Below are 13,267 nucleotides of genomic sequence, written 5' to 3' on the forward strand. Positions count from 1 at the left end.
TGCCGACGCGCTGTTTTTAATGCTTCACGCTGTCGATAAAGGTCTGGCGGGCCGTAGTGGAACCCAGCCGTTCGGCCTCGTTCAACAGTTTTAACGCCTTATCCACGTCTCCGGCCTTCACGGCCTTTTTAATCGCCTCGTTAAAGTAGCGATCCGACTCGGCCAGCATCGGTTCCGCCGGTTTCGCTGCCGGAGCAGGCTCCGCCCGTGCAGAATGACCGATAACCGCCGGCGCGGCAGGCGCAGGCTCGGAAGATGGGAACAGCTGGCCGATCATAACGTTACCGGCTTTCTGCTCGGCGGTGACCTTCAGGCTGATCTTGCCCGTTGGCGTGTGCGTGGCGATGGGATCGGGGATATCCGGCACCGCATTGCCCACGCCCGCCGCATAGGCTTTGGCAGGATTGACCATTTGCGTGGTCGACTGAAGGTTTTGTTGCGTGGTGTAAACCAGCAGGTAAATCTGCTTCTGGCCCAGCGCCGGGGTCAGCTTCAGCGTGCCCTCCAGCCTGTCGCTGGAGACCAGGCCCGGCTTTTGATAAGGAAAATAGCTGGCAGGATAAAACGCTGCTGGCCGCATCTGTTCGTCAAGCACCAGCACGTTTGGCGCATATACCGTTTTGCCCGTCACCAGGCTGGTCAAAACGATCTCCAGCGAGCCGCGATCGGCAGGCAGTGAGAAGGCCGCAGCGGCGCCCTGAATTTCGCCCTGATTAATCTTCGTTGCGGTGCTGCCGAGCGTCACATCCTGCGTGACGGGCGGCACCAGCGGCGTCCAGGCGAGGCTACGCAAGGTTTGGGCAGAAATTTTCGGGGCGGCGGAGGCATCCTGCTGAGCCGCCTGCGCGCCAGCGATCAGGCTGAGCGACAGACAAAGAGAGAGCAGCGTCTTTTTCATCAGAGTTTCCTTGTTTGCATTACCACCAGACTTCCATCTGCGCACCGAAAGTCACTTCGTCGTCGTTGCCACGGCTGAAGGTGCGCGCGGTGGTGTCGTTCATCGCCAGGCCGTTATCGACGCCGCTGTCGGTGTCGTAGCCCCATTTTTCATCCCAGTTGGCGTAGGTGGCAAAGACGCGGATGGCCGGACGTGACCAGATGCTGTCGCCAGCCTGCCACTGCTGCGCCAGCGTTACTTTGTACTGGCCGTTGCGGTCGCCGGTACGCTGGGATTTCACGTTGTCATAGCCCGCTTCCAGCAGCGTGCTCATGATCGGCGTCCATTTATACATTGGCCGCACGCCCACGGTATACCAGGTCGTGCCGTTATTGTTATCGCGATCGGTATCCTGATACATCGCTACGTACATCAGACCCCATTTGTCGTTGAAATCCAGCGCGCCGTGGTCGAGCACGCGCACCATGCTGCCGTTATTGTTGATGGCGGCGCCGGTCGAATGGCCGTTAGCCGTGCCGGTACTTTCCGCCGTCATGGCGTCGGCGGCGTATTGCAGCACCAGCTTGTTGTAGCCGTTATAGATGCTCTGCGTATGTTCCGCCGTCAGCAGCCAGCCGTCTTTGGTGGCGTCATCGGCCAGCGAATAGCCGTCGCGCGCGTTGGCGCGGCCGTAATCCACGCCCAGCTCTAACACGCCGCCGGGGTTGGTTTGCAGCCCGGCCAGGCGCACGTCGAAGACGTCATTCGAGGTAGGCAGCTCGTCGCGTTGATCGGCGATATAGCCAAAGGAGCCGCCGCTTTCGGTGTTGCGCGTGGCGGCAAAAGAGAGCTTGCCGAAGCCGACGTCGATATCTTCCAGACCGGCACCCGGCCCGGAGATATCCCAGTAGTAGAAGTCGATCATATGCACGTCGTGGCGCTGGTAGAAGCGCTTACCGGCCCACATCGTGGCGCCAGGCAGCCATTCAATCAGGTTTTTGCCCTTAACGTTGGCTTCGCGGAAGGCCGGATCGGTCGATTCCCAGTCGTTCTGCTGCGATACGGAATAGGCGACGTTAGTATCAAAATAGAAACTTTTATCCCCTTCTTTCCACACTTCCTGACCCAGTTTCAGCTCCGCATAAGTTTCGCATTCGTTGCCGAGGCGATATTTGCTTTCCGCGCCGGTGGCCTTAAAACACTGCTGCTCGCCGCCGCTGCCGGACCAGCCAATGCCGGAACGGGCATAGCCGGTAAAATCTACCGCCATCGCCTGGGTGGAAAGCGCGCCGGCCACGGCCAGCGCCAGAGAGGAATTACGTATTGTTATCATCATCTTCTCCTGTAGGGGACTGTTGCTTAAACGCCAGGCTCGGGATGTAACCGACGGCAGGCCGTCCCGTCTTCACGGAACAGATGACAGCGGTGCGGCGGCAAACCAATGGCGAAAGTGGTACCTTCTTCTACCAGCACTACGTCATTCTGGCGGGAGACCAGGTTCTGACGGATGGCCGGGATCTGAATATGGATCTGCGTTTCATTGCCCAGCTGCTCGACGACCTGCACTTCGCCCGTGAGCTTTACCTCTGCGTTCTCACCCGGCAGAAGATGCTCGGGCCGGATGCCAAGCGACAGGTTGCTGCCCGGCACGACGCCGTTGCCTTCGACTTCCAGCCAGACCGCCTGCCCGTTGGGCAGTTCGACCTGCACGCGTTCCGGCTCGGCGGCAAGGATTTTTACCGGCAGAAAGTTCATCCTGGGCGAGCCGATAAAACCGGCGACGAAACGGTTGGCGGGATAGTGATAGAGCGCCAGCGGACGGCCGACCTGCACAATGCGTCCGGCGTTCAGCACCACGATTTTGTCGGCCAGCGTCATCGCTTCAACCTGATCGTGAGTGACGTAAATCATCGTGCGCTTCAGCCGCTTGTGCAGGCGGGAGATTTCAATGCGCATCTGCACGCGCAGCGCGGCGTCCAGATTGGAAAGCGGTTCATCCAGCAGGAACACCGTGGGTTCCGCCACCAGCGTGCGGCCAATCGCGACGCGCTGCCGCTGCCCGCCGGAGAGCGCTTTGGGACGACGATCCAGCAACGGCGCGAGCTGGAGGATTTCCGACACCTGATTAACCCGCCGCTCGGTTTCCTCTTTTTTCGTTCGTGCCAGCTTCAGGCCAAACGACATATTTTCGGCCACCGTCAGATGCGGATAGAGGGCGTAGGACTGAAACACCATGCCGATGCCGCGCTCGGCGGGCGGCACCTCGTTCATCCGCTTCCCACCGATTTTTAGCTCGCCGGACGTAATTTCCTCCAGCCCGGCAATCATACGCAGCAGAGTCGATTTCCCGCAGCCGGATGGCCCGACGAACACCACAAACTCGCCCTGTTCAATCTCCAGATTGATATCGCTGGAAATTGCGGTTTCGCCAAAGACTTTATATACGCCGCTAAGGGAAACGTTCGCCATCCTCTCTTCCTCTTCATCCGTCAGTAAACCGATTACGCCGCAGCATGACGCGCCGCCTGCCAGGAGTAATCAGCCGTCGCGCGGTTTTTGCTGGCGGAGAGGCCAGGAGGATAAAAAGCGAAGACCCACGCTCAGCGCCGGTGGCGAAAGGGGAAATACGTGATCTGCATTGCAAAAAACAACCTCTGATGGGCGGCATAAGGCCTCATTAACGACAGCCGTGCAGGCGGAGTCACAGTTTGGGCGGTGGGGGCGTAGAGCGGGGGAGGATGAAGCCGCTACCGCTTGATTGCACACTGACCGGTACGCTCTTCGCTGTCTGCAACGTGAAGAAACCTGGGGCTTACCGCTATAAGGACTCGATCATGCTCAGTATCAAGAACATTGTTAAGCACACCGCCGCCCTGTCAGCGCTGGCTACGCTGGCGCTCTCTTCCGCCGCCTTCGCCAAAATCGAAGAGGGAAAGCTGGTGATCTGGATCAACGGCGACAAGGGCTACAACGGCCTGGCGGAAGTGGGGAAAAAGTTTGAACAGGATACGGGCATCAAGGTGACGGTTGAGCATCCTGACAAGCTGGAAGAGAAGTATCCGCAGGTGGCCGCGACGGGCGACGGCCCCGACATTATTTTTTGGGCGCACGACCGTTTCGGCGGCTACGCGCAGTCCGGTCTGGTGGCGGAAGTCAGCCCGGACCAGGCTTTTAAGGATAAGCTGTTTCCGTTTACCTGGGATGCCGTGACCTTTAACGGCAAGCAGATCGGCTACCCTATCGCGGTAGAGTCGCTATCGCTGATTTATAACAAAGATTTGGTGAAGGAAGCGCCCAAAACCTGGGAAGAGATCCCGGCGCTGGATAAGACCCTGCGCGCCAAAGGCAAAAGCGCCATTATGTGGAACCTTCAGGAACCCTATTTCACCTGGCCGGTTATCGCGGCCGACGGCGGCTACGCCTATAAATATGTCGACGGCAAATACGACATCAAAAACACCGGCGTGAACAATACCGGCTCGCAGGCCGGCCTGCAGTTCATCGTCGATTTAGTCAAAAACAAGCATATCAGCCCGGATACCGACTATTCGATTGCCGAAGCGGCCTTTAACAAGGGCCAGACGGCGCTGACCATCGACGGCCCCTGGGCCTGGGCCAACCTGGATAAAAGCAAAATCAACTACGGCGTCGCCCCGCTACCGACCTTCCACGGCAAGCCTTCCCGACCGTTTGTCGGCGTGCTGACCGCCGGCATCAACGCCGCCAGCCCGAACAAAGAGCTGGCGAAAGAGTTTCTGGAAAACTACCTGATCACCGATGACGGCCTGGCGATGGTCAACAAAGATAAGCCGCTGGGCGCCGTCGCGCTGAAATCCTACCAGGCGAAGCTGGAGCAGGATCCGCGTATCGCCGCCACCATGGCTAACGCGAAAAACGGCGAAATCATGCCGAACATCCCGCAAATGAGCGGCTTCTGGTACGCCGAACGCAGCGCGATTATTAACGCCGTCAACGGCCGTCAGACCGTGCCGCAGGCGCTGAAAGACGTTGAAACCCGCATCACCCGATAGCCACTGCTGAACAAGGGGCGGCCGCTGGCGGCCCCGCGTCGAAAAGGATAGCTCCATGTCTCTGGCTCACATTCGCCGCTCTGACAGAAGATCGCCGCTAAGCCGCGTGCCCGGCTGGTTTACCCTTATCTTCTTTGCCCTGCTGGCAGGCTATTTGATCGTGCTGATGTACGCACGGGGAGAATACCTTTTTGCCATGCTGACGCTGGTGCTTTCCGGCCTGGGGCTGTTTATCTACGGCAACCGCCGCGCTTACAGCTGGCGTTATATTTATCCCGGCCTGGCCGGAATGGCGCTGTTCGTGCTGTTCCCACTGGCATGCACCATTACCATCGCTTTTACCAACTACAGCAGCCTGCATCAGCTTACCTTTGAGCGCGCGCAGGGCGTGCTGCTGCAACAGCAGTTCCGCGCCGATAAAGCCTGGGATTTCGCTCTCTGGCCGGTGGACGACAAATGGCGGCTGACGCTGACCTCGCCCGATAACGGCGACGTGCTGGTTTCTGCGCCCTTTGCCTTTACGCCTTCCGCGCCGCAAACGCTGACGATGACCCCGCAGGCCGCACCGACTGGCAACAAAGCCGGGCTGCGGGTCATTACGCAAAATCGTCAGGCGCTGGGCCAGCTGGCCGCCAGACTGCCCGACGGCACGCTGCTGCGGATGAGTTCGCTACGGCAGTTTTCCGGCACCCGGCCGCTTTATCAGCTGGGAGAGGACGGCAAACAGCTGACCAATATCCAGAACGGGAAAGTTTACTCTCCTGATATGAGCACGGGCTTTTACCAGTCGGCGGATGCGGACGTCCTCAGTCCGGGCTTTACCGTCGGCATCGGCTGGAAAAACTTCCTGCGCGTGTTTCAGGATGCCGGTATCCAGAAGCCCTTTCTGTCGATCTTTCTCTGGACGGTGCTGTTCTCGCTGCTGACGGTGCTGCTGACCACGGCGGTCGGCATGGTGCTGGCGTGCGTGGTGCAGTGGGATCAGCTGAAAGGCAAGGCGGTTTATCGCATGCTGCTGATCCTGCCTTACGCGGTACCCGCTTTTATTTCTATTTTGATTTTCAAAGGGTTATTCAATCAAAGCTTTGGCGAAATCAACCTGCTGCTGGGCAATCTGTTCGGCATCAAGCCCGCGTGGTTCAGCGATCCCCTGACCGCCAAAACCATGCTGATTATCGTTAATACCTGGCTCGGCTATCCCTATATGATGATTTTGTGCATGGGGCTGCTGAAAGCCATTCCTGACGATCTTTACGAGGCCTCGGCAATGGATGGCGCTTCGCCGATCCAGAACTTTTTCCTGATTACGCTGCCCCTGCTGATCAAGCCGCTGACGCCACTGATGATCGCCAGCTTTGCCTTTAATTTTAATAACTTTGTGCTGGTTCAGCTGCTGACCAACGGCGGCCCCGACCGGATTGGCACCACCACGCCGGCCGGGCACACCGATTTGCTGGTCAGCTACACCTGGCGTATCGCCTTTGAGGGCGGCGGCGGACAGGATTTTGGCCTGGCCGCCGCTATCGCCACGCTGATTTTCCTGCTGGTGGGCGTGCTGGCGGTGATCAACCTGAAAGCCTCCCGCATGAAATTTGATTAAGGAAGCATTATGGCGATGGTAAAACCGAAGTCGCAGCGCCTCAGGCTGCTGGCGACGCACCTTTTCCTGCTGGGCTTTATCGCCCTGATCCTGTTCCCGCTGCTGATGGTGTTCGCCATTTCGCTGCGGCCCGGCAATTTTGCGACCGGCAGCCTGATCCCCGACACCATTTCGTGGGACCACTGGAAGCTGGCGCTGGGGATAGCGGTCACCAACGAGAACGGCACGGTGACGCCGCCGCCGTTTCCGGTGATGCTGTGGCTGTGGAACTCTGTGAAAATCGCCCTGATTACCGCCGTCGGCATCGTGGCGCTCTCCACAACCTGCGCCTACGCCTTTGCCCGCATGAAGTTTCGCGGCAAAAGCCCGCTGCTGAAAGGGATGCTGATTTTCCAGATGTTTCCGGCCGTGCTGTCGCTGGTGGCGCTCTACGCCCTGTTCGATCGTCTGGGCCTCTATATTCCTTTTCTGGGGCTGAATACGCACGGCGGGGTGATCTTCGCCTATATGGGCGGCATCGCGCTGCATGTCTGGACGATCAAAGGCTATTTCGAGTCTATCGATAACTCTCTGGAAGAGGCGGCGGCGCTGGATGGCGCCACGCCGTGGCAGGCGTTCCGGCTGGTGCTGCTGCCGCTTTCGGTGCCGATCCTGGCGGTGGTGTTTATCCTGTCGTTTATTGCCGCTATTACCGAGGTGCCGGTGGCTTCCCTGCTGCTGCGTGACGTCAACAGCTATACGCTGGCGGTGGGAATGCAGCAATATCTGAACCCGCAAAACTATCTGTGGGGCGATTTTGCGGCGGCGGCCATTCTTTCCGCTATCCCTATCACCGCCGTGTTCCTGATTGCTCAGCGCTGGCTGGTGGGCGGCCTGACCGCTGGCGGGGTGAAAGGATAGATTGTTGCCAGCCCTGTTATCCGGCAGCTGGCATTTTCCTGCTGAATAACAGGGCAATGAACAAGATGAAAGGCAGTGACATCGTGTAAGCTGGAATGATTGACGGGTACGTCGCGTTGGCGTAATCTGAAATTTGAGCGAGAAGCCAACTGCATCAGGGTGCAATAGTTGGTGGAAGAACCCCATAGGATCCCTGAATTCTCTGCAAGGGTGAAACCTCACACCTCCCGCCTGAAGGTGTAAAATAACCAGGCTACAGATCTCTAAAGCCGCCATGAGTCAATGGCGGCTTTTTTAATGCCGTTTATACAGCAAGATTCCCTGCCGATGTTTGTTCAGGCTTTTTGCGTCGGTGTGCATAAAATTCCAAAGCACTTTCCCGTCCCACGGCGCTACGACCACAAGCATTTGCTGTTTTTGTCTGTATGTGCCAATAAAAAGGTATCTTACCTGCTCATCGTCATACAGGGTTTCCCAGATTTCATAAGGGTTTTCGAGGGTATCAAGGGCAAGCAGGGTATAACGTTCGCGAGCATCAAGTCGCTTTTCAACGATATGCTTAAGGTTGCTTCTGAGAATATGGAGCGTGCCGATTAGGGTATCTTTGGGTACGAAAAGCCTGTCCGGCTCCATAAAGCCCATATAAAACTCCAGTAAAGCAAGTGCGTCCTCCATGCTCTCTCCGGCTTCGATCTCAGGCGCAGGATCCAACCTGAATTTACTGTCGAGCCCCCTTAAGTCAGGAAGCCCTAACTCCCTGAAGGTGATTAGTCCTTTTTTCGCCCGAGCCACACTATTCTGTCCTTGTTTCTGTCCCTGTTGCCCGAGATTACCATATTCCTGAGCATCCGGTTTTATTGACATTCCCCGCATAAAATAAAAAAATGAATAAAGATAAAATCATATAAATCAATTAAATAACTGGTATACGTTAGTGAAACTTGTCCGGAACGGCGCAGGTGAGACAAAAAAACCCGGACTGGTAAGCCGGGTTTTTCCGCGCCTGAGCAATCGATTAATGCCGTGGGACGGGGCTGCCTGCGTCTGTTTACTGTCCGTTTGACGATATAAACAATATTGCCCGCGTGTTTTACACTCCTGAAAATTGTGCGCTGTTGCAGCTTTAATCCACCGACACCTTACGCCGCCGCCGATCGACATCCCTGATTAACGCATTCACCTCCGGGTCGGCAAACATCGCCTCCAGCGTATGGCTGAGCTTGCGCCGCCAGTTGGGATATTCGCTGCTGGTGCCGGGAATATTGACCGGCGTCGCCATATCCAGCCAGTCTTCCGGCTGCAGACCCAGCAGCGCGCTGGCGCTGTCGGCCACATAGCGTTGCAGGCCCCGGCGGATGGCCGGCGTCAGCGTGGCGCCCGCGCTGGCGCTTCCCTGCGGAAGACAGCCATAATGCTCCAGGCTGGCGAGCAGGCTCTGGCGCGCCCTTTGCCGATCGGCGCAAAGCCCCTGTAGCACCATTTTATCCGGGTAGAGGCCCAGCTTTTCGCCCAGCGTCAGATCGTCGCTTTGCCAGTAGCCGCGCAGCGTCGGTAAATCGTGCGTCGTCAGGGTAGCCATCGCCTGGAGCGGCCAGGACTGCGGCGCGCGAAAGCCGTTCTGCGCATCCCGCTCAAACCACAGCACCTTGTAGGAATAAACGCCTCTTTCCCGCAGCTTAGTGACGATTTCTACCGGCACCGTTCCCAAATCCTCGCCGATCACCATGCAGCGATGCCGCTGGCTTTCCAGCGCCAGCACCGCCAGCAAATCGTCAACCGGATAGTGGACATAGGCGCCTTTATCCGCCGTTTCGCCTGCCGGGATCCACCACAGGCGCAGCAGCGCCATGACATGATCGATCCGCAAAGCGCCGCAGTGGATCATGTTCGATCGCAGCAGGTCGATAAAAGGCTGGTAGGCACGGTCGATCATCGTGCGGGGATCCATCGGTCGTAAATCCCAGTTCTGTCCTTTTGGCCCCAGAATATCCGGCGGCGCGCCTACGGAAGCCTTCAGGCAGTAGAGATCGCCATCGCTCCAGGTTTCCGCGCCGTCGGCCACCACGCCGACTGCCAGATCGCGATATAACCCCGTCGGCATTTTCCGGCTGGTTTGATAGCACCGCGCCAGCTGCGTTTCGGCCAGCCATTGCAGCCAGAGGTAAAACGCCACCTCCTGCGCATGCTGTTGGCAAAAGGCTCTGACCTCTGGCCCCCGCGCGTTGCGGTACGCTTCCGGCCAGCGATCCCAGCCCCGCGCCTCGCCGCTTTCCGCCTGAAAGTGTTGATATAACGCATCAAAGGCGGCCTGAAACCAGAGGCTTTCTCCGCCCTGTTCGGTAAAGCGGGTAAAGGCCTGCCGTTCAGCTTCCTGCGGGTCACGGCCGAGAAAATGCTGCCAGGCCAGCCGCAGTCCCGCCAGCTTCAGCGCCATAACCTGCGCGTAATCCACCCACTCCGCAGCCCGCGCCGCCTGTAACGCCTGCTGCGTAGCCGCAGAATGCCACCAGCGCTGTGCGGCTTCGCTCAGGCGAAAGTCAGCCACCGCGCTGACGTCGATATAGATAACGTTCAGCCAGCGGCGGGACGAAGGGCTGTAAGGGCTGGCCGCTTCCGGGTTGCCGGGAAAAAGCGCGTGGATAGGGTTCAGACCCACAAAGGCACCGCCCCGCGCAGCAATGTTATCGATCATCACGGCCAGGTCGCCAAAATCGCCGATGCCCCAGTTGCGCTCAGAACGCAAGGTGTAAAGCTGCACGCAGGCGCCCCACAGCTTTTTACCGGCCAGCAGCGCCTCCGGCTCGTGGCAGCGCCTGGGCGCCACGATGATCCGGCATTCCCAGCGCTGGCCGGGACGGCTCAGCGTCAGCAGGTGATAGCCCGTGGCAAGGTTTTCCGGCAGGGCCAGCGTCATGCTGCCGTGGACTCTGCCCGTCAGGCTCGCGCCCTCTTCCGGGCAAAAGTGCCAGTGGTATTCGCCTTCGCCCTCTACGGAAAGCGCAAAGCGTTCGCCGCTGGTAAAAACCTTTACCGTTGGCACCGGTCTTAGCGGCAGCTGCCGTCCCGCGCGCCAGCCCATCGCCTGCAGCAGCTCGCGCCGGGTTGCTGCCGAGATGGTCTGGGTTTTCCCGTGGGCGTTAATAAAACCGGAAGCGATACCCGCCTCCGTCGCCGCCTGCTCCAGCATCTTCTTTTCCATCTGCGCTCCTTAGCGTTTCGCCTGCCAAATGCGCTGCTGATAGTCACGGATGGCGCGATCCGAACTGAACATGCCGACTCTGGCGGTGTTCAGGATGGTGCTGCGCGTCCACTGCTGCGTGTCGCGGTACAGCGCTTCAACCTGCCGCTGTGCGGCGCAGTATTCCGCGAAATCCGCCAGCACTAAATAAGGATCGCCGCCTGCAAGCAGGCTATCCAGCATTGGCCTGAACGCCTCTTTGTCACCGTCGCTGAAGAAGCCGTTTTCCAGTTCGGTCAGCAGCTTATTAAGATGCTTATCCTTTTTACGCACGCTCAGCGGGTTATAGCCTTTGCGCAGCAGCGCTTTTACCTCATCGACGGTATGACCGAAAATAAAGATATGCTCGCTGCCGACCTGTTCAGCAATTTCCACATTGGCACCATCAAGCGTGCCGACGGTGATAGCGCCGTTCAGCGCCAGCTTCATATTGCCGGTGCCGGAGGCCTCTTTGCCGGCGGTGGAGATTTGCTCTGACACATCGGCCGCCGGGATCATCAGCTCCGCCACCGACACTTTATAGTCAGGAATAAACACGACTTTCAGGCGATCGCCGACCAGCGGATCGTTGTTGATTTTTTCCGCTACCTTGTTGATGGCGTAGATAATATTTTTGGCCAGATAGTAGCCCGGCGCGGCCTTGGCACCGAACAGGAACACGCGCGGCACCATGTCCAGCTGCGGATTATCACGCAGCTGGCGGTAAAGCGAGAGGATATGCAGCAAATTCAGGTGCTGGCGCTTGTACTCGTGCAGGCGCTTGATCTGCACATCGAAGATCGCCGCCGGGTTGAGCGTAATCCCCATCGTATGCTGCACCCAGGCCGCCAGCCTGTGTTTGTTTTCCTGCTTGATTTGCCGATAGCGCTGGTGGAAGTTTTGGTCGTCGGCAAAAGCCTCCAGCCCTTTTAACGCATCCAGATCCGTCACCCATTCGGCGTTCAGCTTGCTGTCGATCAGCGCGGAGAGCGCAGGATTACACTGCCTGAGCCAGCGACGCGGCGTGATGCCGTTGGTGACGTTATGAAATTTCTCCGGCCACAGCTGGTGATAATGCGGAAACAGATCTTTGACCACCAGCTCGGAATGCAGCGCGGCGACGCCGTTGACCGCAAAGCCGCTGACCACGCAAAGATTCGCCATCCGCACCTGGCGGTTATGGTGGATAGCCACCCGGTCCCAGACGTCGGCATCGTCCGGCCAGCGCTGCTGCACCAGCACTTTAAAGCGCGCATTGATCTGCTTAATCAGCGAAAAATGACGCGGCAGCAGGCTGCGCACCAGCCTTTCATCCCAGCATTCCAGCGCTTCCGGCATCAGCGTGTGGTTGGTATAGGCAAAGGTACGGCTGACGATGGACCAGGCCGCATCCCAGTCGAGCTGGTGCTCATCCAGCAAAATGCGCAGCAGCTCCGGGATGGCGATGGTCGGATGGGTATCGTTCAGCTGGATCACCTCGTACTGCGGCAGATCTGCGATTTTTCGACCCGCCGCGTGATGACGACGCAGGATATCCGCTACCGAACAGGCGCACTGAAAATATTGCTGCATCAGGCGCAGCCGCTTGCCCGCCTGGTGATTATCGTTCGGGTAGAGGACTTTCGTCAGCTTTTCCGCCTCTACGCCCTGCCGCTCCGCCTCCAGATATTTGCCGTCGTTAAACAGGCCCAGATCGAAAGGCTGCATCGCGACGGCCTGCCACAGGCGCAGCGGCTGGGTAATGCCGTTTTGATAGCCGACCACCGACAGATCGCTCGCCTCGCCCATCAACGAAAAAGCGGGCTGCCACTGCTCCCGGCCCTGCGCGTCTTTGCTGAGCTTGCCGCCGAAGCCGACGCTCACGGCAAGCGAGCCGTTGCGCCGAAACCAGGGGTAGGTTTCGCGGTGCCAGCTGTCCGGCGCTTCCTGCTGTGCGCCGTCGTAAAAGGACTGCCGAAACAGCCCGTACTGATAATTAAGACCATAACCCACCGCAGGCTGGCCCACGGTTGCCATCGAGTCCAGAAAGCAGGCCGCCAGGCGCCCCAGTCCGCCGTTGCCCAGCGCCGGATCGACTTCCTGCTCCAGCACGTCGGTCAGGTTAACGCCCTGTTTTTTCAGCACTTCGCTGACATCATCCAGCCAGCCAAGATTGATCAGATTATTGGCGGTCAGGCGGCCGATCAAAAATTCCATCGAAATATAGTTAACGTGCCGCTGCTGCCCTGACGGCGGCGTTGGCGGGCTGGCGAGCAGCTGTTCGGCCAGTGCGGCGCTGACCGCCTGCCACCACTGGTGCTGCGTCATCGCCTGCGGCTGATACGGCGCGCACTGGCGCGTCAGCGCCGCCATAAACGTGGTTTTACTGAATGTTGCCTGCATGACCTGTCCTCATAATCCCTGAATTTCCCTCATGCTGCCGATTTGCAGCGTGCGGATCATCCTCCCAACGGCGATAAGAAAGGGAGGAGCAGCAGGGCGTAGGGGAAGGCGCGACTAAGGCGAATAGCACAGCGAAAAGCGTGATTAAAAAAATGTGACGAAGTACGACTAAATGCAACATAAAAGCTTATCCTGCTTGCAATCAACGGATTGGAGGCGGACTTTAGAAAAAATGATTAATTACGGGCTTTGAAATAATT

General features: G+C 58.3%; 9 protein-coding genes. 3 read left to right on the plus strand and 6 right to left on the minus strand.

Going from position 1 to position 13,267, the window contains the following annotated elements; all coding sequences use genetic code 11:
• Positions 1 to 16: 16 nt before the first annotated feature.
• Genes malM through malK form a run of 3 tightly spaced genes read right to left on the minus strand, consistent with a single transcriptional unit; the run spans position 17 to position 3,346 of the window.
• Positions 17 to 898: a maltose operon protein MalM gene (gene malM, locus ACMGEE_RS13490; protein WP_253456592.1), complete on the minus strand. Its 882-nt coding sequence runs from the start codon at positions 896 to 898 to the stop codon at positions 17 to 19.
• A gap of 19 nt (positions 899 to 917) precedes the next feature.
• Positions 918 to 2,213 carry a maltoporin gene (locus tag ACMGEE_RS13495; RefSeq protein ID WP_199746425.1) on the minus strand — a complete coding sequence of 432 codons (1,296 nt, stop codon included), beginning with the start codon at positions 2,211 to 2,213 and terminating at the stop codon, positions 918 to 920.
• 23 nt (positions 2,214 to 2,236) lie between these two features.
• Positions 2,237 to 3,346 carry a maltose/maltodextrin ABC transporter ATP-binding protein MalK gene (malK, locus tag ACMGEE_RS13500; protein WP_253456594.1) on the minus strand — a complete coding sequence of 370 codons (1,110 nt, stop codon included), beginning with the start codon at positions 3,344 to 3,346 and terminating at the stop codon, positions 2,237 to 2,239.
• A 365-nt stretch (positions 3,347 to 3,711) separates the two neighbouring features.
• Between malK and malE the strand changes: the two genes are divergently transcribed.
• Genes malE through malG form a run of 3 tightly spaced genes read left to right on the plus strand, consistent with a single transcriptional unit; the run spans position 3,712 to position 7,408 of the window.
• Entirely contained in the window at positions 3,712 to 4,908 is a 1,197-nt protein-coding gene (malE, locus tag ACMGEE_RS13505; RefSeq protein ID WP_253456596.1) for a maltose/maltodextrin ABC transporter substrate-binding protein MalE, read from the plus strand.
• 55 nt (positions 4,909 to 4,963) lie between these two features.
• Positions 4,964 to 6,508 (plus strand): maltose ABC transporter permease MalF, encoded by a 1,545-nt coding sequence (gene malF, locus ACMGEE_RS13510; RefSeq protein ID WP_253456598.1) that lies wholly within the window; start codon positions 4,964 to 4,966, stop codon positions 6,506 to 6,508.
• Positions 6,509 to 6,517: 9 nt separating this feature from the next.
• A complete protein-coding gene (gene malG, locus ACMGEE_RS13515; protein WP_253456600.1) occupies positions 6,518 to 7,408 on the plus strand; it encodes a maltose ABC transporter permease MalG in 891 nt (296 codons plus the stop codon).
• A gap of 294 nt (positions 7,409 to 7,702) precedes the next feature.
• Here malG and ACMGEE_RS13520 read toward each other — a convergent pair whose 3' ends face one another.
• The 3 genes from ACMGEE_RS13520 to malP all read right to left on the minus strand — a co-directional run bounded on the left by ACMGEE_RS13520 (position 7,703) and on the right by malP (position 13,007).
• Positions 7,703 to 8,083, minus strand: a complete 381-nt coding sequence (locus ACMGEE_RS13520; protein WP_436830201.1) for a PBECR2 nuclease fold domain-containing protein — start codon at positions 8,081 to 8,083, stop codon at positions 7,703 to 7,705.
• Between the two features lie 448 nt (positions 8,084 to 8,531).
• Entirely contained in the window at positions 8,532 to 10,607 is a 2,076-nt protein-coding gene (gene malQ / locus ACMGEE_RS13525) for a 4-alpha-glucanotransferase (RefSeq protein ID WP_436830202.1), read from the minus strand.
• A 9-nt stretch (positions 10,608 to 10,616) separates the two neighbouring features.
• The gene (gene malP / locus ACMGEE_RS13530) at positions 10,617 to 13,007 is read right to left on the minus strand and encodes a maltodextrin phosphorylase (protein WP_436830203.1); all 2,391 of its coding nucleotides are present in this window, start codon (positions 13,005 to 13,007) and stop codon (positions 10,617 to 10,619) included.
• Positions 13,008 to 13,267: the final 260 nt, after the last annotated feature.

Origin of the sequence: Erwinia artemisiae (assembly GCF_051400835.1) — a bacterium.
Taxonomy (GTDB): domain Bacteria; phylum Pseudomonadota; class Gammaproteobacteria; order Enterobacterales; family Enterobacteriaceae; genus Erwinia; species Erwinia aeris.